The sequence below is a fragment of the Amycolatopsis sp. NPDC051045 genome, assembly GCF_040682955.1.
Lineage (GTDB): Bacteria > Actinomycetota > Actinomycetes > Mycobacteriales > Pseudonocardiaceae > Amycolatopsis.
Map to the genome: position 1 here is coordinate 377,827 of NZ_JBFBCC010000006.1, position 18,883 is coordinate 396,709.

Annotated in this window: 21 protein-coding genes; 11 read left to right on the forward strand and 10 right to left on the reverse strand. The window is 70.9% G+C overall.

Annotation, left to right across the window (positions count from 1 at the left end; translation table 11 throughout):
- Nucleotides 1-112: 112 nt before the first annotated feature.
- The gene (locus AB0M80_RS18150; protein WP_364565630.1) at nt 113-1,816 is read left to right on the forward strand and encodes a DEDD exonuclease domain-containing protein; all 1,704 of its coding nucleotides are present in this window, start codon (nt 113-115) and stop codon (nt 1,814-1,816) included.
- Nucleotides 1,817-2,098: 282 nt separating this feature from the next.
- Here the strand turns inward: AB0M80_RS18150 and AB0M80_RS18155 are convergent, their stop codons facing one another.
- A complete protein-coding gene (locus AB0M80_RS18155; protein ID WP_364565632.1) occupies nt 2,099-3,004 on the reverse strand; it encodes a MerR family transcriptional regulator in 906 nt (301 codons plus the stop codon).
- Between the two features lie 44 nt (nt 3,005-3,048).
- On the opposite strand from AB0M80_RS18155, the gene AB0M80_RS18160 reads away from it, so the two are divergent.
- The 3 genes from AB0M80_RS18160 to AB0M80_RS18170 are packed head-to-tail and all read left to right on the forward strand — an operon-like array spanning nt 3,049 to nt 4,303.
- A complete protein-coding gene (locus tag AB0M80_RS18160; protein ID WP_364565635.1) occupies nt 3,049-3,786 on the forward strand; it encodes a maleylpyruvate isomerase family mycothiol-dependent enzyme in 738 nt (245 codons plus the stop codon).
- A gap of 50 nt (nt 3,787-3,836) precedes the next feature.
- Nucleotides 3,837-4,118 carry an Lrp/AsnC ligand binding domain-containing protein gene (locus AB0M80_RS18165; protein WP_364565638.1) on the forward strand — a complete coding sequence of 94 codons (282 nt, stop codon included), beginning with the start codon at nt 3,837-3,839 and terminating at the stop codon, nt 4,116-4,118.
- A complete protein-coding gene (locus AB0M80_RS18170; protein WP_364565640.1) occupies nt 4,115-4,303 on the forward strand; it encodes a YdeI/OmpD-associated family protein in 189 nt (62 codons plus the stop codon). The genes AB0M80_RS18165 and AB0M80_RS18170 overlap by 4 nt, the downstream gene beginning before the upstream one ends.
- A 50-nt stretch (nt 4,304-4,353) precedes the next feature.
- On the opposite strand, the gene AB0M80_RS18175 is transcribed toward AB0M80_RS18170, so the two are convergent.
- The 4 genes from AB0M80_RS18175 to AB0M80_RS18190 form a co-directional block, all read right to left on the reverse strand.
- Complete coding sequence (locus tag AB0M80_RS18175) at nt 4,354-6,036, reverse strand: cytochrome bc complex cytochrome b subunit (RefSeq protein WP_364565643.1); 1,683 nt, start codon at nt 6,034-6,036, stop codon at nt 4,354-4,356.
- Nucleotides 6,033-7,199, reverse strand: coding sequence for a ubiquinol-cytochrome c reductase iron-sulfur subunit (locus AB0M80_RS18180; protein ID WP_364565645.1), 1,167 nt, complete (start codon nt 7,197-7,199; stop codon nt 6,033-6,035). The genes AB0M80_RS18175 and AB0M80_RS18180 overlap by 4 nt, the downstream gene beginning before the upstream one ends.
- Entirely contained in the window at nt 7,196-8,014 is an 819-nt protein-coding gene (locus AB0M80_RS18185) for a c-type cytochrome (protein WP_364565648.1), read from the reverse strand. Before AB0M80_RS18185 ends, AB0M80_RS18180 begins: the two co-directional genes overlap by 4 nt.
- Before the next feature lie 63 nt (nt 8,015-8,077).
- A complete protein-coding gene (locus tag AB0M80_RS18190) occupies nt 8,078-8,704 on the reverse strand; it encodes a heme-copper oxidase subunit III (protein WP_364565651.1) in 627 nt (208 codons plus the stop codon).
- Between the two features lie 95 nt (nt 8,705-8,799).
- On the opposite strand from AB0M80_RS18190, the gene AB0M80_RS18195 reads away from it, so the two are divergent.
- The 3 genes from AB0M80_RS18195 to trpD are packed head-to-tail and all read left to right on the forward strand — an operon-like array spanning nt 8,800 to nt 10,722.
- On the forward strand, nt 8,800-9,213 hold the full coding sequence (locus AB0M80_RS18195) for a hypothetical protein (protein WP_364565654.1): 414 nt from the start codon (nt 8,800-8,802) through the stop codon (nt 9,211-9,213).
- A gap of 59 nt (nt 9,214-9,272) precedes the next feature.
- Nucleotides 9,273-9,683 carry a hypothetical protein gene (locus tag AB0M80_RS18200; protein ID WP_364565655.1) on the forward strand — a complete coding sequence of 137 codons (411 nt, stop codon included), beginning with the start codon at nt 9,273-9,275 and terminating at the stop codon, nt 9,681-9,683.
- A 4-nt stretch (nt 9,684-9,687) separates the two neighbouring features.
- Nucleotides 9,688-10,722 carry an anthranilate phosphoribosyltransferase gene (gene trpD / locus AB0M80_RS18205; RefSeq protein WP_364565658.1) on the forward strand — a complete coding sequence of 345 codons (1,035 nt, stop codon included), beginning with the start codon at nt 9,688-9,690 and terminating at the stop codon, nt 10,720-10,722.
- Here trpD and AB0M80_RS18210 read toward each other — a convergent pair.
- Nucleotides 10,715-11,623, reverse strand: a complete 909-nt coding sequence (locus AB0M80_RS18210) for a DMT family transporter (RefSeq protein WP_364565661.1) — start codon at nt 11,621-11,623, stop codon at nt 10,715-10,717. The two genes, trpD and AB0M80_RS18210, sit on opposite strands and share 8 nt — an antisense overlap.
- Before the next feature lie 83 nt (nt 11,624-11,706).
- Here AB0M80_RS18210 and AB0M80_RS18215 point away from each other — a divergent pair, with 83 nt between their 5' ends.
- Nucleotides 11,707-12,666: a helix-turn-helix domain-containing protein gene (locus AB0M80_RS18215; protein WP_364565664.1), complete on the forward strand. Its 960-nt coding sequence runs from the start codon at nt 11,707-11,709 to the stop codon at nt 12,664-12,666.
- A 54-nt stretch (nt 12,667-12,720) separates the two neighbouring features.
- Here the strand turns inward: AB0M80_RS18215 and AB0M80_RS18220 are convergent, their stop codons facing one another.
- Both AB0M80_RS18220 and AB0M80_RS18225 read right to left on the reverse strand, forming a co-directional pair.
- Nucleotides 12,721-13,140, reverse strand: coding sequence for a cytochrome c oxidase subunit 4 (locus tag AB0M80_RS18220; protein ID WP_364565667.1), 420 nt, complete (start codon nt 13,138-13,140; stop codon nt 12,721-12,723).
- Nucleotides 13,141-13,172: 32 nt separating this feature from the next.
- Nucleotides 13,173-14,117, reverse strand: coding sequence for a cytochrome c oxidase subunit II (locus tag AB0M80_RS18225; protein ID WP_364565670.1), 945 nt, complete (start codon nt 14,115-14,117; stop codon nt 13,173-13,175).
- Between the two features lie 184 nt (nt 14,118-14,301).
- On the opposite strand from AB0M80_RS18225, the gene asnB reads away from it, so the two are divergent.
- The gene (gene asnB, locus AB0M80_RS18230; RefSeq protein WP_364565672.1) at nt 14,302-16,236 is read left to right on the forward strand and encodes an asparagine synthase (glutamine-hydrolyzing); all 1,935 of its coding nucleotides are present in this window, start codon (nt 14,302-14,304) and stop codon (nt 16,234-16,236) included.
- 73 nt (nt 16,237-16,309) lie between these two features.
- Here the strand turns inward: asnB and AB0M80_RS18235 are convergent, their stop codons facing one another.
- A complete protein-coding gene (locus tag AB0M80_RS18235) occupies nt 16,310-17,302 on the reverse strand; it encodes a carbohydrate kinase family protein (RefSeq protein ID WP_364565675.1) in 993 nt (330 codons plus the stop codon).
- Between the two features lie 148 nt (nt 17,303-17,450).
- Here AB0M80_RS18235 and AB0M80_RS18240 point away from each other — a divergent pair, with 148 nt between their 5' ends.
- The gene (locus AB0M80_RS18240) at nt 17,451-17,621 is read left to right on the forward strand and encodes a hypothetical protein (protein ID WP_020644663.1); all 171 of its coding nucleotides are present in this window, start codon (nt 17,451-17,453) and stop codon (nt 17,619-17,621) included.
- A gap of 70 nt (nt 17,622-17,691) precedes the next feature.
- Here the strand turns inward: AB0M80_RS18240 and AB0M80_RS18245 are convergent, their stop codons facing one another.
- A complete protein-coding gene (locus AB0M80_RS18245; protein ID WP_364565678.1) occupies nt 17,692-18,069 on the reverse strand; it encodes an iron-sulfur cluster assembly accessory protein in 378 nt (125 codons plus the stop codon).
- A 146-nt stretch (nt 18,070-18,215) separates the two neighbouring features.
- On the opposite strand from AB0M80_RS18245, the gene AB0M80_RS18250 reads away from it, so the two are divergent.
- Nucleotides 18,216-18,863, forward strand: coding sequence for a DUF3043 domain-containing protein (locus AB0M80_RS18250; protein WP_364565680.1), 648 nt, complete (start codon nt 18,216-18,218; stop codon nt 18,861-18,863).
- Nucleotides 18,864-18,883: the final 20 nt, after the last annotated feature.

Genomic DNA, 18,883 nt, shown 5'->3' on the forward strand with positions numbered 1-18,883 from the left:
CGCCCCCGCATCCCGCCCCGCGCGCCACACGGACCGCACCCCGGCCGGCGGACCCGGCGAAGCGGCCCACGCGGGGCCAAAACTGTCGGGGGTCGCCCCTAGAGTCCCGCCCATGCGTCCGGTCCAGGCTCAGCTCGCCTTCGACGAGCTCGGAACTCCCTTGCGGGACACGACTTTCGTCGTCTTCGACCTCGAGACCACCGGGGCTCCACCGGGGCCGTCGGGGATCACCGAAATCGGCGCGGTGAAGGTGCGCGGGGGCCAGGTGCTGGGTGAGTTCGCGACGCTGGTGAACCCCGGGATGGCGATCCCGCCGCAGATCATGTCGCTCACGGGAATCACGCAGGCGATGGTCTACGACGCGCCACCGATCGAGGAGGTGCTGCCGGCGTTCCTGGAGTTCATCGGGGGTGCGGTGCTGGTGGCGCACAATTCGGGCTTCGACACCTCGCACATGCGGGCGGCGTGCGAGGGGCACGGGTACGTGTGGCCGAAGCTGACGGTGGTGTGCACGGTCCGGCTGGCGCGGCGGGTGGTGCCGCGGGACGAGGTCGGGCGGTACAACCTGACGGCGCTGGCGTTGCTGTTCGGGGCGAAGACGCGGCCGACGCACCGGGCGCTGGACGACGCGCGGGCGACGGTGGACGTCCTGCACGGGCTGCTGGAGCGGGTCGGCAACCTGGGCGTGCACTCGCTCGAGGAGCTGATGGGGTACCTGCCGGAGGTGACCGTCGCCCAGCGGGCGAAGCGGCACCTGGCGGCGGATCTGCCGTCGGCTCCGGGTGTCTACCTGTTCAAGGGCCCGAAGGACGAGGTCCTGTACGTCGGCACGGCGAAGGACCTGCGCCGGCGCGTGCGGACGTACTTCACGGGTTCGGAGGGGCGGAGCCGGATCCGGGAGATGGTCGCGCTCGCCGAGCGCGTCGACCACGTGGTGTGCGCGCACGCGCTGGAGGCGGAGGTGCGGGAGCTGCGGCTGATCGCGGCGCACCGGCCCGCCTACAACCGGCGGTCGAAGAACCGGCACCAGGGCTGGTGGATCGGGTTGACGGACGAGGCGTTCCCGCGGCTGTCGGTGGTGCGGCTGCCGCGGCCGGGGGTGCTGGGCCCGTTCCGCAACCAGGCGGACGCGCGGACGACGGCGGACACCCTGGCCGGGGCCTCGGGCCTGCGGACGTGCACGCAGCGGATCTCGCCCCGTTCGGCGAACGGGACCCCGTGCGTGCTGGCGGAGCTGGGGCGGTGCGGGGCGCCGTGCGCGGGACGGCAGAGCGTGGCGGAGTACGGCCCGGCGGTCGAGTCGGTGTCGGGGCTGATCGCGGGCCTGGACGGCCGTCCCCTGCACACGGCGGCGGCGCACGTGGAGCGGCTGGCGGCGGGTCAGCACTACGAGCAGGCGGCCCGCCACCGCGACGAGCTGGCGGGCCTGATCCGCGCATTGGGCCGGGCCCACCGGCAGGCATCGCTGGCCTCGATCGGCGAGCTGATCGCGGCCGGCCCGGACGGCGCGGGCGGCTGGGAGCTGGCGGTGATCCGCTACGGCAGGCTGGCTTCGGCGGGCGTAGCCAGGCGTGGCGTGCCACCGATGCCGGTGGTCGAGGCGCTGGTGGCGTCGGCGGAGACGGTGCTGCCGGACCCGGGCCCGCTCCACGGCGCGCCCCCGGAGGAGGTGGGGGTGCTGCTGCGCTGGCTGGCCCGCCCGGGCGTCCGCCTGGTCCGCACGACCCGCCCCTGGGCCGAGCCGGCGGCGGTGGCGGGCTGGCAGGGCTGGTTGAACCTGGTCGCGGGCGCCCATTCACTGGAACACGTCGGCTGAGCCGGCGCCTGGAGCGACCCGTCACGGCCGCAATCCCGGTTCCCGGCCGAGCAATCTTGTCCGCGCACCCGCCCGGCCTCAGAGCTCCCGCAGGAGCCGGGCGGCGTACCCGGAGAGTCGGCTCGCGTACCCGGAGAGTCGGTTGGCGTCCCTGGAGGGTCGGTTTGCGGCCGACGGTCCAGGGACGCGAGCCGACCGCCCAGGGCGCGAGTCGACTCTCCGAACACACCGGTCGACCGTTCAGGTTCGTGAGGCGAACTCTCGCTCAGCGGCCGCAGGGCCTCACGCGACCGAGCTGTCCAGGGCGTCCAGGAGCCAGGTGTGGGCGACACCCATCGGCGCGGCCTCGCCCGTGACCTCACCCGCCAGGTGCCAGTAGCGCCGCAGCCGGGGATGCCGGTCCGGCGCCGTCCGGTGGTTCAGTGCGCGACGGAACGGTGGGCTGTCGCCGGCTCCCAGCGCCGCCGCGTGGGCCGCCACGAACCGGTCCAGTGCCGGTCCCGGGGATGGCCGTGCGCCCGCCGCCACCTGGGGGGCCGCCAGTACGCACGCCTCGCCCACCTCCGCGTGGAGCGCGCCGAGGTCGGCGATGCCGCCGTGACCGGCCAGCGTGCTCGCCCGCAACTCCGACGTCAGGCGAGAATCCGCCGCGAGGAGCACCAGCTCGGCGTAGGCCACCACCTGGGCCGTCGTGGGCTGGTCCGGGGGCTCCGGCGCGCTGATGCCGAGGAACATGCGGGCCGTGTCCGGCGTGATCGGGCCCGTGGTCATCGGGTGCCAGAGGCGGACCAGCGTGTCGTGCGCGGAGTAGCCGTCCTGCACCGCGGACAGCAGCTCGAGCCGCGCCGCGCGGTCCGTGGGGGACGCCTCCTCGACCGCGCGGAGCACCGAGCGCCGCCAGGCCAGCGTGGCCAGCTCGCGGTCGAGCGCGGTCCGCTCGGCCGCCACGGCGTCGTCGAGGGAACAGCGGCCGGCGAGGACGTCGGTGATCGGCGGCAGGCCCAGCCCGAGCCCACGCAGGCGCCGCACCAGGTTCAGCCGGTCGATCGCCGCCCGGTCGAACCGCCGGTGGCCGCCGGCGCTGCGCACGGGCTCCAGCACGCCCTCGTCGCAGTAGAAGCGGATCGTGCGGACGGGCACGCCGGTCCGCCGCGCCAGATCGCCGATGCCGAGTGTGTCTCCGGTCACCTTCGGTCGAACCTCCAGCCGGGTGGAGTTCCTACGGTACGGCCATGGACAACACGAGACTTGCCGAGGGACTGCGCGAGCACACCGCCGGGTTCGCCGCGGCGGTGGCCGGCGCCGACCCGGACGCCCGGGTGCCGACCTGCCCGAAGTGGCCGCTGCGGGTGCTGGCGGGCCACGTGGGCCAGGCACACCGCTGGGCCGCGAGCATCGTCCGGTCCGGGCCGTCGCCGGTGCCGGACCCGTTCGACGCCGACCCCGGCGCCCCCGAGAAGTGGTCCGGCTGGCTCCTCGAGGGCGCCGCGGACCTGGAAGACGCGGTACGGGCCGCCGGCGGAACACCGGTGTGGACGTTCTTCGGCCAGCAGCCGGCGACGTTCTGGCTGCGCCGCATGCTCCACGACACCACCGTGCACCACGCCGACGCGGCGCTCGCCACGGGCGCCGGCTTCACCGTGGCGCCGGACCTCGCGGCCGACGCGATCAGCGAGTGGCTGGAACTGCTGTCCGACCCCGTCACGGCGAGCCTCAAGCCGGACTTCGCCGAGCTGCGCGGCACCGGCCAGACCCTCCAGTTGAACCCCGGGGACGGCCCGGGCTGGCTGATCACCCGCACCCCCGACGGCGTCCGGTGGACTCGCGCCACCCGAGCCGCGGACGTGACGCTGGCCGGGCCCATCCGGGACCTGCTGCTGGTGCTGACCCGGCGCCTGCCGGCCGACCGCGTCACGATCACCGGCGACCGCGCCCTTGCCGTGGACTGGCTGGCGCACACCGTGGCGTAGGGCTCACTAGGATCGCGGGCGACCCCGCAGACGAGTCTTGGAGGACCCAGGTGATCACCGCGATCGTGTTGATCCAGGTAGAGGCGGACGCGATCCCGGACGCGGCGCAGGCGATCGCCGACATCGAGGGTGTCGGCGAGGTCTACTCGTGCGCCGGGGACGTCGACCTCATCGCCACGGTGCAGGTGTCCACGCACGAGGAGCTGGCCGACCTGATCCCCGGCCGGATCGGGAAGGTGGCGGGTGTGCTGGACACCGTCACGCACATCGCGTTCCGGTCGTACTCCCGCGCCGACACGGAGTCGGCCTTCTCGATCGGCGTGGAGGATTGAACGAGCTCCCTGCGGAGCTGGCCGACGCGCTCGCGACCGCACCGGACGCGGCGGCGCTGTTCGAGGCCCTGCCGCCTTCCCACCGGCGTGAGTACGTCCAGTGGGTCGCCGAGGCGAAGAAGCCCGAGACGCGCGTCTCAAGGGCGGAAAAGGCCATCGCCCGGCTTCGCGCCGGCAAGACGTAGAAACGACGAAGGCCACCTCCCGCGGGAGGTGGCCTTCGGCGTGCGTAGAGCTAGTGGTCCGTCCGCTTCGCGGCCGCGGCCGTCTCGGCGGAGTCGAACTCGCCGTGCTGACCGTGCTGGCCGTTCTCGGCGCCGGAGTGACCGTTGCCGGTGGCGCGCTGCAGCGCCGCGGTCTCCTCGGCCGGGTCCGGGGACCAGAACGTGCCCGGCACGGCGTGACCGGCCGAACCCAGCTTGTTCATCTTCTTCGGCACGGACGCACCCTGGTACTCGAGCGGGACCGCGTGGCCGTGGCTGTCGACGCCGGCCAGCGGCTGGTGGATCTCGATGAACTCACCGTGCGGCAGCCGCTTGATGATGCCCGTCTCGACGCCGTGCTCCAGCACCTCGCGGTCGGCCCGCTGCAGGCCCAGGCAGATGCGGTAGGTGAAGTAGTACGCCAGCGGCGGCACGATCAGCACGCCGATGCGGCCCGCCCACGTCGTCGCGTTCAGGGAGATGTCGAAGCTGTCGGCGATGATGTCGTTGAAGCCGGACAGCTCGATGACCATGAAGAAGCCCAGCGCCATCGCACCCAGCGCCGTGCGGACCGGGGCGTCCCGGGGCCGCTGGAGCAGGTTGTGGTGCGCGGTGTCCTTGGACAGCTTGCGCTCGAGGAACGGGTAGGCCAGCAGCAGGCCGATCAGGATCGGCATGCCGACCGCGCCGGGGAAGAACACCGCCGGGATCGTGTAGTTCCCGAGGTAGACCTCCCAGGCCGGCCAGATCCGGAGCATGCCGTCGGCCCAGGCCATGTACCAGTCGGGCTGCGAGCCCGCCGACACCTGCGCCGGGTTGTACGGGCCGAAGTTCCACACCGGGTTGATCTGGAACAGGCCCGACATGAGCGCCAGCACGCCGATGACCAGCGTGAAGAACGCCCCGCCCTTGAGCGCGAAGTACGGCATGATCCGGACGCCGACGACGTTGGTCTCCTTGCGGCGCACGCCCGGGAACTGCGTGTGCTTCTGGTACCAGACCAGCGCCAGGTGCGCGCCGACCAGCGCGAGCATGATGCCCGGCAGCAGCAGGATGTGCAGCGTGTACAGCCGCGGGATGATCACGTCACCGGGGAACTCCCCGCCGAACAGCGCCCAGTGGATCCAGGTGCCGGCCACCGGCACCGAGAGCACGATGCCCGACAGCGTCGCGCGGATACCGGTACCCGAGAGCAGGTCGTCCGGCAGCGAGTAGCCGAAGAAGCCCTCGAAGCAGCCCAGGATCAGCAGCAGGCCGCCGATCACCCAGTTCGCCTCACGCGGGCGCCGGAACGCACCGGTGAAGAAGATGCGCAGCATGTGCACGGCCATGGACGCGACAAAGATCAGCGCGGCCCAGTGGTGCAGCTGCCGCATGAACAGGCCGCCGCGGACGTCGAACGAGATGTCCAGCGTCGTGCGGAACGCCTGGGACATCTCCAGGCCCTGCATGTTCGTGAAGCTGCCGTCGTAGATGACCTCCTGCATGGAGGGGTCGAAGAACAGCGTCAGGTACACGCCGGTGAGCAGCAGGATGATGAAGCTGTAGAGCGCGATCTCGCCCAGCAGGAACGACCAGTGGGTCGGGAACACCTTGTTCATCTGGTGCCGCAGGCCCTTGGCCAGCTGGTACCGCTGGTCGGCGTTGTTCGCGGCCTCGCCCAGGTGCCGCTCCACGGCACTCGACCCCTTGGTCGGCGTGGTGAGTGAACTCATGACTTACGCTCCCAAAAGGCCGGACCGATGGCCTCGATGAAGTCGCCTCGCGCGATCAAGTATCCCTCTTCGTCCACCGTGATCGGTAGCTGGGCCAGCGGACGGGTCGCCGGGCCGAAAATCGGCTTCGCGTAGTGGAGGGCGTCGAACTGCGACTGGTGGCACGGACACAGGATGCGGTTGGTCCGCTGCTCGTACAGGGAGGTCGGGCAGCCGACGTGGCTGCAGATCTTCGTGTACGCGTAGTAGTCGCCGAAGTTGAAGTCCTCCTGGCCCTTCCGCTTGACCACCTTGGCGGCGTCGGTCGAGCGCAGGCGGATCAGCATGACCGGGTTGTCCACCCGGGTCAGCGCGGCGGCCAGCGCCTCGGCGTCATTCCGCTCGGACTCGTGGAACGGGAACACCGTCTCCATCGCGCCCGCGTCGAGGTCCTCGGCCTTGACCAGGGGGACCTCGGTCTCTTTGCCGTGCTCCACCTCGATGGGCTTACCGGTGTCGCGGCGCAGGTAGACCTTCTCACCCGGGTACAGGGGCTGCCAGCCGGTGTGCCACAGCGAGTCGCGGGACTCGCTGTCCTTCCACGGGTTCTTGATGAAGGACGCGAGGGGCAGCGCCGCGGCCGCGAGGCCGAGCGTGCCGGCACCGGCGATCGCCGAGCGCTTGATCAGCGACCGGCGGGCGATCGTGCTGCGGCTCCCGGCATCGGCCAGGTGCGCGAGGATCGTCGCGCGGTCGACCTCGGGCGAACCCTCGCCGCCGGCGTCGCTGCGCTGCTGCACGGCGACCTCGGCGGGCACGAACTTCTTCGTGTACAGGATCACGCCGATGCCCAGGCCGAGGATGGCCAGGCCGAGCGTGAGGCCCAGCATCGGGGTGTAGAGGCTGTACCAGAAGTGGCCGCTCTCGTTGTCCGGCGCCTCGTACTTCCACGGCCACCAGATCAGCGAAACGACGAACCCGAGCCCGGCCAGCGTGGACAGGGCGAACCAGAACGCGACCAGGCGTTCGGCCCGCTTCTCCGCGCGGGTGCCCTCCACGGGCCACGGGGTCGGGTACTCGACGATCTCGACGCCGTCGAGCGCCCCGCCCAGCTTGACCAGCTGGTCCCGGTCCATCTCAGCCAGCTCCGCCTCCGACGGCGGCTTCGGCCCCTCGGCACTCATGCCTTCGATCCAATCCACAACGTCACGCCGATCAGCGCGGCGATCCCGACGATAAAGGCGATGACGCCCTCCGAAGCGGGGCCGACCCCGCCGAGGCCGTTACCACCCGGGTCATTGTTGCCGTCCGACACCGACTTCACGTAGGCGACGATGTCCTTCTTCTCCTTCGGCGACAGCTGCCGGTCGGAGAACTTCGGCATGTTCTGCGGGCCGGTGAGCATGGCCGTGTAGATCTGCTCTTCGCTGGCCGGGTCCAGGTTCGGCGCGTACTTGCCGGCGGACAGCGCGCCGCCGCGGCCGGTGAAGTTGTGGCACGACGCGCAGTTGAGGCGGAACAGCTCGCCACCGCGGGCCGGGTCGTTGCCGCGCAGGGCCTCGCCCTTCTCGGCGGGCCGCTGGACGCCGCCGCCGTGCGCCTGGATGTAGGCGCCGACCGCGTCGATCTCGGCCTCGGTCAGCTTCGGCGGCTTCCGCTCGATCTGCGCCTCCTGGCGCGCGGCGGGCATCCGGCCCGAAGAAGTCTGGAAGTACACCGCGGCGTCACCGATGCCGATCAGGCTCGGCCCGCGGTCCTTCACACCCTCGAGGTTCGCGCCGTGGCAGGCGATGCAGGTGTTGTTGTAGACCTGCTCGCCGAGGCGCAGCTGCGCCGGCGTGCCCTGGGCCTGTGCGGTCTGCGGCTCGGGGGCGAACACGGCGTACAGGGCGCCGGCGCCCACCAGCGCGATACCGAGCGCGAGCAGGCCGGCGAACCGCCTCCGCAGCTTCGACCGCGCGCGGTAACGGCGCTCCGAGGACTTGGTGCTGGTGGTCATCTTGCGGCAACCCTTGCTGTCAGTTCAGGCCGATGGTGAAGGTAGTGGCGGCTGAGGCGGGACCTACGGAAGGAGGTAGATCACACCGAAGAGGCCGACCCACACGATGTCGACGAAGTGCCAGTAGTAGGACACGACGATCGCCGACGTGGCCTGAGCGGGCGTGAACTTGCTCAGCTTCGTGCGGATGAGCAGGTAGACGAAGGCGATGAGCCCGCCGATGACGTGCAGGCCGTGGAAGCCGGTCGCGAGGTAGAACACCGTGCCGAACGGGCCGGACGGGATCGTCATCCCCTCTTCGACCAGGTTGTGGTACTCGTTGGCCTGGCCACCGACGAAGATGGCGCCCATGATCAACGTGATGATGTACCAGCGGCGCAGCCCGTAGACGTCGCCGCGCTCGGCGGCGAACACGCCGAACTGGCAGGTCAGCGAGGACAGCACCAGGATCACCGTGAACGGGATCGCGTACGTCACGTTGAGCTCGAAATGCTCGCCGTGCAGGCGCGGCGGCCAGGTCTCCCCGACCGGGTTCTGCGCCTTGACGGTGAAGAACATCGCGAACAGTCCGGCGAAGAACATCAGCTCGCTGGACAGCCACACGATGGTGCCGACACTGACCATGTTCGGCCGGTTCAGCGAGTGGACCCGCTGACTGATGGTGGGAGCTGCCGTTGTCACGCGTCGCATTATGTCCTCTCGCACCACCGCTCCGCCGGGTGGGTCCACGGCGGGTCGTCTGCGTAACCGATCACACCGGATGCCCGGGAAGGTGAGAGCTACTCATGGGTTTACTCGACCGGCTGCTTGACCTGGTCAAGAAGCGGGAAACGCCCGGTCTGACGGCCGATACGCCCGGTCTGAAGATCGTTGCCGAGGCCTTCGACCCGGTCGTCGCGGACTCCGCCGTCCTCTCCGGTTCACCCGCCTGGGTCAGCACGGCACCGGCCGTGCTGCGGCACCACCTGCTCCTGCCGCCGGACCGGCTCGCCGAGGCGGCGGCGATCCTCGCCCAGGACGGCTACGAACTGCGTGACCAGGGCGTTTCCGGGGAACTGGCGCAGGTGCACGCCGTGCGCGTCCAGGTCCTCGACGCCCTGCACTGCGCCCAGGAACGGTCCCGGATGGCCGGTCTGGCGCAGCGGCTCGGGGGTGACGCGCTCGGCTGGGACGCACTCCAGCCGGAGGCGCCCGCGTGATGTCGGTCTCGGCCGATACGATCCGGTGGAGTCGAGCGGCGACAAGACGGAGGCGTTCAATGGCCGAGCGGTCGATGCGGGTCCTGGTGTTCAGCCACAAGGCGGAGGTGCGCGAAGCGATCGTCAACGCGGTCGGCCGGCGGCCCGCCGCCGATCTGGCGCGCGTGGACTACGTCGAGGCGGCCGGCATCGCCGACGTGCTCTCCGAGGTGGACGCGGGGAACGTCGACCTGGCCATCCTCGACGGCGAGGCGCAGCCGACCGGCGGCATCGGCCTCTGCCGTCAGCTCAAGAACGAAATCACCGACTGTCCCCCCATCGTGGTGGCGGTGCGGCGCAGGGACGACCGGTGGCTGGCCACCTGGTCCCAGGCGGACGCCGTGCTCGTGCACCCGCTGGACCCGCTGACCGCCGCGGAGACCGTCGCCGACGTGCTGCGCGCGCGACGGGTCCCCGTCGTGAACGGCTGAGCCGGTGACCACCCCGGTCCCCCGCACCTGGCCACCCCTGCTCAAGCAGCTCATCGCGGGCGTCGACCTCTCCGCGGAGGACACGGCGTGGGCGATGGACCAGATCATGAGCGGTGCGGCGAGCCCGGCCCGGATCGCCGGGTTCGCGGTGGCGCTGCGCGCCAAGGGCGAGACGCCCGAGGAGATCGCGGGCATGGCGGCCACGATGCTGGCGCACGCCCGGCGCGTCGAGCTGGACCGCCCGGCGGTCGACATCGTCGGCACCGGCGGTGACGGCTCGAACTCGGTGAACATCTCGACGATGGCGACGATCGTCACGGCGGCGGCCGGCGCGCCGGTGGCCAAGCACGGCAACCGCAGCGCGTCGTCGAAGTCCGGCGCGGCGGACGTGCTGGAGACGCTCGGCGTGCGGATCAGCCTGCCGCCGGAAGACGTGCAGCGCAGCCTCGCCGAGGTCGGCGTCGGGTTCTTCCTGGCGTCGGCGTTCCACCCGGCGTTGCGGCACGCCGGCCCGGTGCGCAGCGAGCTCGGCATCCCGACGACGTTCAACCTGCTCGGCCCGCTGACCAACCCGGCCCAGCCGGGCGCCGCGCTGATCGGCTGCGCGTACCAGGACAAGACGCGGGTGCTGGCGGAGACGTTCGCCCGCCGCGGCACGCGCGCCCTGGTGGTCCGCGGCGACGACGGCCTCGACGAGATCACCACGACGACGACGTCGACCGTGTGGGTGGTCTCGGACGGCACGGTCACCGAGCGCACCCTCGACCCGGCCGCGCTGGGCGTCCCCCGCGCGACGGCGGAGGACCTGCGCGGCGGCGACGCTGCGGCGAACGCGGAAGTGGTCCGCGAGCTGGTGGGCGGCAAGCCGGGCCCGGTCCGCGACGCGGTCCTGGTCAACGCGGCCGCGGCGCTGGCGGCCTTCACGGGCTTCTCCGAGTCCCTGGAAGACGACCTGCGCGCGGGCCTGACGCGGGCCGCCGAGGCGATCGACTCGGGCGCCGCGGCCGCGCTCCTGGACCGCTGGATCGCCTTCAGCTGACCCGTTCCCGCTGCGGCCCCTCGGTTCGGGCGGCAGCGGGACGGCGACCGCGCCGGGGGGCCAGGGCGGCGGCCAGGACCGCGAGCATGCCCAGCGCTTCCGGCCAGCTGGGGCGGTGGCCGTAGAACGTGATGTCCACCAGCACCGCCACCACCGGGTAGAGGTAGGACAGCAGCGCCACCGTCGTGGTCGGCAGCTTGCCGATGCTCGCGTACATCAGCACGTACATCAGGGCGGTGTGGACCGTGCCCAGGAGCACCAGCCAGAGCAGCCCCGACGTCGTCGACGGCAGCGGGGTGACCAGCAGCAGCGGCGCCAGCACGAGCGCGCCCACCGTCGTCTGCACGGCGGCCAGCAGGTGCGGGCGGATGTGCGTCAGCTGCTTCGCGACGAAGGACGCGCCCGCGTACAACACGGCCGCGCCGAGGGCCAGGCCGATCCCGGCGAGCTTCACCGGCTTGCCGTCCTCGCCCTGGGCGGACAGCGAGATCAAGGCCACCCCGCCGAACGCGATGCCGGCCCGGACCAGGTGGCGCTTGGCGAACTTCTCGCCGAGGAACGCCGCCGCCAGGCCGACCAGGATCAGCGGCTGGGTGTGGTAGACGACCGTGCTGACCGAGATCGACGACAGCGCGTACGAGGCGAACAGCAGCACCCAGTTGCCGACCAGGAACAGCCCGCCCAGCACGGCCAGTCCGAGGTCGCGGCGGGACGGCCGCCAGTCCTGCAGCCAGCCACGGGAAACGCACCACAGCACGAGCAGCGCGCCGCCGACGAAGCAGCGGGCAAATGCCACCGCCGGCGCGGCCGCGCCGCTCTCGAGGACGACCGCGCCGATCGTGCCGGACATCGCCATCGCCGCGGACCACTGCAGCAGCGGGCGGGTTTCGGAGTTCGTCATGGGGACCAGGTTCGTCCGGTGGCGGGTGCCCAACCAGTGTCAGAGATGACAACGACCGCAAAACTTGTGACAGAGTGGGCGGCATGGACGTCAACCGGGTCGCGGTGGTGCTGGCCGACCGCGTTTCGCCGTTCGAGCTGGGCGTCGCGTGTGAAGTGTTCGGCACCGACCGCAGCGCCGACGGCATCGAGGGCTGGGACTTCGGGGTGTGCTCGCCGGGCGGGGACGCGGTCGCCAGCTGGTCCGGGTTCGGCCTCTCCGGCCTGAAGGACCTCGACTACGCCGCGGCGGCGGATCTCCTCATCGTCCCGACGTGCGCGCCCCGGACGGCGCCACCGCCGGAGCCGGTGCTGGACGTCCTGCGGGAGGCGGCGGGGCGCGGGGCGTGGATCGCGGGGTTCTGCGCGGGCGTGTTCACGCTGGGCTACGCGGGTCTGCTGGACGGCCGCCGCTGCACGGTCCACTGGGTGTACGAGCCGGAGTTCCGCGCGCTCTTCCCGACGGCCGACGTCGATCCGCAGGCGCTGTACGCCGACGACGGCGGCATCCTGACCAGCGCGGGCACGGTCGCGGCGGTCGACCTGTGCCTGCACCTGGTCCGCCGGCTGCGCGGCGTCGCGGCGGCCACGACGCTGGCCCGGCGGATGGTGGCGGCCCCGCACCGCGCGGGCGGGCAGGCCCAGTTCGTCCAGGCTCCGGTCCCGGCGACGGCGGCGCCCGACGACGCCGTGGTCGCGGAGGCCCTGGAGTGGGTGGAGCGGCGGCTGGACCAGCCGTTCACGGTGGCGGAACTGGCCCGCCGCAGCGGGCTCGGGGAACGGACGTTCCTGCGCCGCTTCTCGGCGGCCACGGGCACGACACCGCACCGGTGGCTGACCGAACGGCGGCTGGACCGGGCCCAGGCCCTGCTGGAGGACGGCCGCCTGTCGGTGGAGGACATCGCGACGGCGTGCGGCTACGCGTCGGCGGCGGCGCTGCGGCACCAGTTCACCCGGCTGCGGGGAACGAGTCCGTCGTCCTACCGCACGGCGTTCCGGGGCTGAAAACGAAACCGGCCGCCGCACGGAAGGTGCGACGGCCGGTCCGGAATCGGCGGGTCAGTCGTGCGACGGGCCCGTGTGGTACTCGAACACCAGGCCGCCGATCGTGATGAGGAGCGCGACCAGCGCGATCACCAGCAGCCAGATGTGGAAGAACGCCAGCGCCAGCGCGGCGAGGGCCGCCGTGGCCGCCATGCTGATCGGCCAGTAGCTGCCCGGGCTGAAGAAGCCCAGCTCGCCGGCCCCGTCGCTGATCTCGGCGTCCTCACGGTCCTCCGGGCGCGGCTCGATGCGCCGGGAGACGAACTGCATGTAGCTGCCCGCGAGGAACGCCAGGCCGCCGGTCAGGAACAGCGAGACGATGCCCACCGGCTCCGGGCCGTGGGTCGCGGCCGCCGCGGTCCACACCCAGTACACGGCCGCCATGAACACGGCGAAGATCGCCACGATGAAGAAGATGCGGGCTTCGACCTTCATGGGTCTTTCCTACTCCTGTTGTCGCCGGGGCGTCAGTTGGACGCGGTCCGCGCCGTGCGGTCGGTGTTGAACGGCTGGGTGGTCACCGCGTGCGGGGTGCACAGCTCGCCGCAGTTCATCTTCGCCAGCGCTTCGGCGGCGGTGAACGTCTGCCCCGTCGCCGGGTTCACCTGCTTGCGCAGCCCGATGTACTGGTCGAACTTGTCCGCCGACAGCGCGCGGACCTCGAAGTTCATCACCGCGTGGTAGGTACCGCACAGTTCCGCGCACCGGCCGACGAAGGAACCTTCGCGGTCGATCTTGTTCTGGAAGGAACTGTCCTGGTTGTTCTTCTCCGGGTTCGGGAAGACGTCCCGCTTGAAGTGGAACTCCGGCACCCAGAAGGAGTGGATGACGTCGGTGGAGACCAGGTCGTACTGGATGGTCTTGCCGACCGGGAGCACCAGCAGCGGGATCTCGCCGGACGAGCCGACCGTGCTGACCTGGCCGCTGCCGTCGGGCTTCGCCGCGTTGGCGTCCTCGTACTTGAACTCCCAGTTCCACTGGAAGGCGACGATCTGCACCTTGACGTCCGGGTTGGGCACCTTGTCCAGGACCTTCGACTCCGTCGTCGCGGTGAAGAAGAACAGGACGCAGACCATGATCGTCGGGACGACGACCGTGAACAGCTCCAGCGGGATGTTGTACTGGAACTGCCGGGGCAGCTCCTCCGGCTCGCCGTCGGCGGTCTTCTTCTTGCGGTGGAACGTCGCGGTCCAGAAGATCAGGCCCCACACGATCACGCCGACGACCAGCGCGGCCACCACGGACCACGTCCACAGCGTGCGCATCTGCTCGGCCTGCTGCGTGACGCCGACCGGCCAGCCGAACCGCAGGATCTCGTCTCCGGAGCAGCCCGTCGCGGTCAGCGCGACCAGCACGGCCAGCGCGGCGACGCGCACGGTCCGCTTCCCCAGGGTGCGCTCGGGTTGTCCCACTGCGCCTCGCCCTTTCACCCAGAGCCTCCTACGACCGATCTTCGTGACAGGTGCGGAGCCTAGCCGAGTTGGCGCGCTCCGCTGACCAAGGGGTAACCCTCGACGCGCGTGTTACGCACCACGGCCCGCCCGGCATACTGGGCACTTCCCCAGCCCGGAAGACCCCGAAGGTGTGTGAGTACCCGTGTGCGGCCTGCTTGGACTGATCTGCGCGACCGAGACCGGCGCGGCGGACGCGCGTGACGCCGTCGGCGCGGCCATGCGCTGCCAGCGCCACCGCGGCCCCGACGAGCAGGACACCTGGGCCGACGCCGAGGTCGTCTACGGCTTCAACCGGCTCGCCTTCATCGACGTCGAGCACGCGCACCAGCCGCTGGTCTGGGGCCCGCCGGAGGCGCCGGGCCGCTACACGATGAACTTCAACGGCGAGATCTACAACTACCTGGAGCTGCGGGCGGAGCTCGCCGGTAAGCACGGCGCGAAGTTCGAGACCGAAGGTGACGGCGAGGCCATCGTCGCCGGTTTCCACTACCTCGGCGCGGACTGGGTCAAGCGCCTGCGCGGCATGTTCGCCTTCATGATCTGGGACTCGCAGGAGAAGCGGGTCTTCGGCGCACGCGACCCGTTCGGCATCAAGCCGCTGTTCTACTCGGCCGGCCCCGGCGGGGTGGCCTTCTCCAGCGAGAAGAAGAGCCTGCTGGAGCTGTCGGACGTCCTCGGTGTCGCGCAGGAGCTGGACCGGAAGGCCCTGCAGCACTACCTCGTGCTGCAGTACGTGCCCGAGCCCGAGTCGCTGCACACGGCGATCCGGCGCGTCGAGTCCGGGACGTCGTTCGAGGTGGTGCCCGGCGGTGAGGTGAAGTTCACGCGCTACTTCCACCCACAGTTCAGCGCGAAGCCCATTTCCACCCAGCCCCAAGCCGAGGAGCTGTACCAGCGCATCGCCGATGTGATGCGGGACTCGGTCGGCAAGCACATGATCTCCGACCCGGACGTCACCGTCGGCGCTTTCCTGTCGGGCGGCATCGACTCCACGGCCACCGCCACGCTGGCCAAGGAGCACAACCCGAACCTGATCGCGTTCACCACCGGCTTCGAGCGCGAGGGTTACTCCGAGGTCGACGTCGCCGCCGAGTCGGCCGCGGCGATCGGCGTGAAGCACGTGGTCCGCACGGTGTCGGCGGACGAGATGATGGAGGCGCTGCCGCTCATCGTCTGGTACCTCGACGACCCGGTGGCCGACCCGGCGCTGGTCCCGCTGTGGTTCATCGCCCGCGAGGCCCGCAAGCACGTCAAGGCGGTGCTGTCCGGTGAAGGCGCGGACGAGCTGTTCGGCGGCTACACGATCTACAACGAGCCGATCTCGCTGGCGCCGTTCGAGAAGATCCCCGGCGGCATGCGGAAGCTGATCGGCAAGGTTTCCACGAAGATCCCCGAGGGGACCCGCGGCAAGGACCTGCTGCGCCGCGGCGCGCTGCCGCTGGAGGACCGCTACTACGGCAACGCCCGCAACTTCCGCGACGACCAGCTGCGCAACGTCCTTCGCACCTACCAGGAAGGCGTGGGCTTCAAGGACGTCACGGCGCCTTGGTACGAGGTCTCGCGCGGCTGGGACCCGGTGGCCCGGATGCAGCACGTCGACCTCTACACCTGGCTGCGCGGCGACATCCTGGTCAAGGCCGACAAGGTGACGATGGCGAACTCGCTGGAGCTGCGGGTGCCGTTCCTGGACGCCGAGGTGTTCAAGGTCGCGGCGTCGATCCCGCTGGACCAGAAGCTCGCCCACGGGACGACGAAGTACGCGCTGCGCCAGGCGCTGGCGAAGATCATCCCGGCGCACGTGCTGAACCGGCGCAAGCTCGGCTTCCCGGTGCCGATCCGGCTGTGGCTGCGCAACGAGATGTACGACTGGGCCCGCGGGATCATCTCGGACTCGAAGACCGAAGAGCTGCTGGACAAGAAGGCGATCCTGGCGCTGCTGGAGGAGCACAAGGCGGGCCAGCTGGACCGCAGCCGCCAGCTGTGGGCCCTGATCGTGTTCATGCTGTGGCACGGCATCTTCGTGGAGCACCGGATCAAGCCCGAGATCCCGGAGCCGGTGTACCCGGTCAAGCTCTGACCCCCTGCCGAAAGCCGTGAATGCCACCTTCAGGGACGTTAAATCCCTGAAGGTGGCATTCACGGCGTTTGGGTCAGGCGACGGGCAGGACCACCGAGATCTCCTCCGCCGCGTCCGGGCCGAAGGCCTCGCCGATGCGGGCCAGCGCCTCGGCGCGGTCGAACGTCCACTCCTGGGTGCCGACCGTCTCCAGCACCAGCACCGCGATCAGCGAGCCGAGCTGGGCGGCGCGCTCGACGCCGAGGCCGCCGTCGAGGCCGGCCAGGAAGCCCGCGCGGAAGCCGTCGCCGACGCCGGTCGGGTCGGCCTTGACGCGCTCGGGGACCGCGCCGATCTGCAGGGCGACGCCGTCCTTGCCGACGATCTCGACGCCCTTCTCCCCCAGCGTCGTGATCCGCAGGCCGACCTGGTCGAGGACGTCGGCCTCGGTCCAGCCGGTCTTCTGGAGCAGCAGCTCCCACTCGTAGTCGTTGCTGAACAGGTACTTCGCGCCGGCGACGAACGCGCGCGCCTGCTCGCCGCTCATCCGGGCCAGCTGCTGCGACGGGTCGACGGCGAAGGCGTACCCGCGCTGGCGGCACTCCGCGGCGTGGCGGATCATGCCCTCCGGGTCGTCCGGGCTGATCAGCACCAGGCTCAGCTCGCCGACGCGCTCGGCGATCGGCTGCAGCTCGATGTTGCGGGACTCGGCCATCGCGCCGGCGTAGAACGTCGCGATCTGGCAGAGGTCCTCGTCGGTGGTGCAGACGAACCGCGCGGTGTGCGCGACCTCGGACACGTGCACGCCCGAGGTGTCCACACCGTGCCGCTCCAGCCAGGAGCGGTAGTCGGCGAAGTCGGCGCCGACGGCGCCCACGAGGAGCGGCTGGACGCCGAGCACCCCGAGACCGAAGGCGATGTTCGCGCCGATGCCGCCGCGCCGGACCACGAGGTCGTCGGCGAGGAAGCTCAGCGAGACCCGGTGCAGCTGCTCGGCGACGAGCTGCTCGGCGAACCTGCCCGGGAAATGCATGAGGTGGTCGGTCGCGATACTGCCGGACACCGCGATCCTGGCCTTGTCTGCCACCGGCTGCTCCTTCGTGTTCGACCTCACGGCAAAAGGCGCGAAGTTACCTCCGGGTCATGACCCGTCCGGGTAGTTCGCGCGCGCCCCGCCGACACTACCGGCTGGTACTCCTTCTCCAGTCGAGAGCGGATCAATAGCGTTACGAATCGTGAACGCCGTCACCGAACCCGAGACCCTGTCCGAGCTGATCGCCGACTGCGCGCTCATCCCGGCGACACTGCAGGCCGAGAGCCTGCCGCTGCCCCGCGTCACGGCCAAGCCGTGGCAGGTCGACGAGGCCTGCCACGCCCAGGTGGCCGAGCTCGACGCCTACGTCTGATCCCGCAGCAACGGAGAAGGCCCCGCCTCCCTTTCGGGGGACGGGGCCTTCTCGCGTGCGCTGCTGTCACTCAGTGGAACGAATCGCCGCAGGCGCAGGAGCCGGTGGCGTTCGGGTTGTCGATCGTGAAGCCCTGCTTCTCGATCGTGTCCACGAAGTCGATGACGGCTTCCGACACGTACGGGGCGCTCATCCGGTCGACGGCGACCCGGAGGCCGTCGAAGTCGCGGAACAGGTCGCCGTCGAGCGTGCGCTCGTCGAAGAACAGCTGGTAGCGCAGGCCCGCGCAGCCACCGGGCTGGACGGCGATGCGCAAGTGCATGTCGTCGCGGCCCTCCTGCTCGAGCAGGGCCCTCGCCTTGGAAGCCGCGGCGTCGGTCAACGTGACGCCGTGGGTCTCCTCGGCTGTCTCGGCCTGCTTCGCGCCGGCGTGCTCAGCGGTCGTCATGGCACTCCCTCTAAAGTCGAACTCGCTGCGGATACTCCTGGTGCTGACGTCTTCAACACCCGGGGCGTCCGATCTGTTCCCCCACCATGGTCGCACATGGATCGACCTGGTGAACGGCGGCGTGACGCCTGCAATACCCTGGTGACGTGAGGTTCCTGCGCCGAAGCACCACAGACACCGCCGCCGAAGAGCCGGAGTCGGCCGAAGCCGTCGACGTCGCCGGCAAGGCGTACACGCCCGGTAAGGGCAAAGCCACGCCGAAGCGCCGGGAGGCCGAGGCGAAGAAGCGCGGCCCCGTGGCGCCGCCGCCCACCACCATGCGTGAGGCGATGAAGCGCAACAAGGAGCTGCGCAAGGCGAACCCGCAGAGCAAGGAAGAACGCCGGGCAGCCGCGAAGGCGAACCGCGAGGCGATGATGCGGGGCGACGACAAGGCCCTGCTGCCGCGCGACCGCGGGCCGGTCAAGCGGTACGTCCGCGACCTGGTCGACAGCCGGCGCAACCTGCTCGGCCTGTTCATGCCGCTGGCCATCGTGGTGTTCCTGGCGCTGCTGGTGCCGCTGCCCCAGGTGCAGTCGTACATCACGCTGCTGTGCACGGCGATGCTGCTGGTCATGGCGATCGAGGGCTTCGTGAACGGCCGCAAGATCGCGAAGCTGGTGCGGGAGAAGTTCCCGAAGGAGCCGGTGAACGGCCGCTCGATCGGCTGGTACGCGTTCGTGCGGGCGTCCCAGATCCGGCGGCTGCGGATGCCGAAGCCGCGGCTGAAGCCCGGGGACCCGATCCCGGACTGAGCGATTTCGAAGAAGCCGGG

Bases quoted from the DNA above. Each gene is read 5' to 3' on its own strand.
- AB0M80_RS18150 (WP_364565630.1), top strand. From the start codon at position 113: ATGCGTCCGGTCCAGGCTCAGCTCGCCTTCGACGAGCTCGGAACTCCC.
- AB0M80_RS18160 (WP_364565635.1), top strand. From the start codon at position 3,049: ATGGACAACACGAGACTTGCCGAGGGACTGCGCGAGCACACCGCCGGG.
- AB0M80_RS18175 (WP_364565643.1), bottom strand. From the start codon at position 6,036: ATGAGTTCACTCACCACGCCGACCAAGGGGTCGAGTGCCGTGGAGCGG.
- AB0M80_RS18180 (WP_364565645.1), bottom strand. From the start codon at position 7,199: ATGAGTGCCGAGGGGCCGAAGCCGCCGTCGGAGGCGGAGCTGGCTGAG.
- AB0M80_RS18185 (WP_364565648.1), bottom strand. From the start codon at position 8,014: ATGACCACCAGCACCAAGTCCTCGGAGCGCCGTTACCGCGCGCGGTCG.
- AB0M80_RS18190 (WP_364565651.1), bottom strand. From the start codon at position 8,704: ATGCGACGCGTGACAACGGCAGCTCCCACCATCAGTCAGCGGGTCCAC.
- AB0M80_RS18195 (WP_364565654.1), top strand. From the start codon at position 8,800: ATGGGTTTACTCGACCGGCTGCTTGACCTGGTCAAGAAGCGGGAAACG.
- AB0M80_RS18200 (WP_364565655.1), top strand. From the start codon at position 9,273: ATGGCCGAGCGGTCGATGCGGGTCCTGGTGTTCAGCCACAAGGCGGAG.
- AB0M80_RS18210 (WP_364565661.1), bottom strand. From the start codon at position 11,623: ATGACGAACTCCGAAACCCGCCCGCTGCTGCAGTGGTCCGCGGCGATG.
- AB0M80_RS18215 (WP_364565664.1), top strand. From the start codon at position 11,707: ATGGACGTCAACCGGGTCGCGGTGGTGCTGGCCGACCGCGTTTCGCCG.
- AB0M80_RS18220 (WP_364565667.1), bottom strand. From the start codon at position 13,140: ATGAAGGTCGAAGCCCGCATCTTCTTCATCGTGGCGATCTTCGCCGTG.
- AB0M80_RS18245 (WP_364565678.1), bottom strand. From the start codon at position 18,069: ATGACGACCGCTGAGCACGCCGGCGCGAAGCAGGCCGAGACAGCCGAG.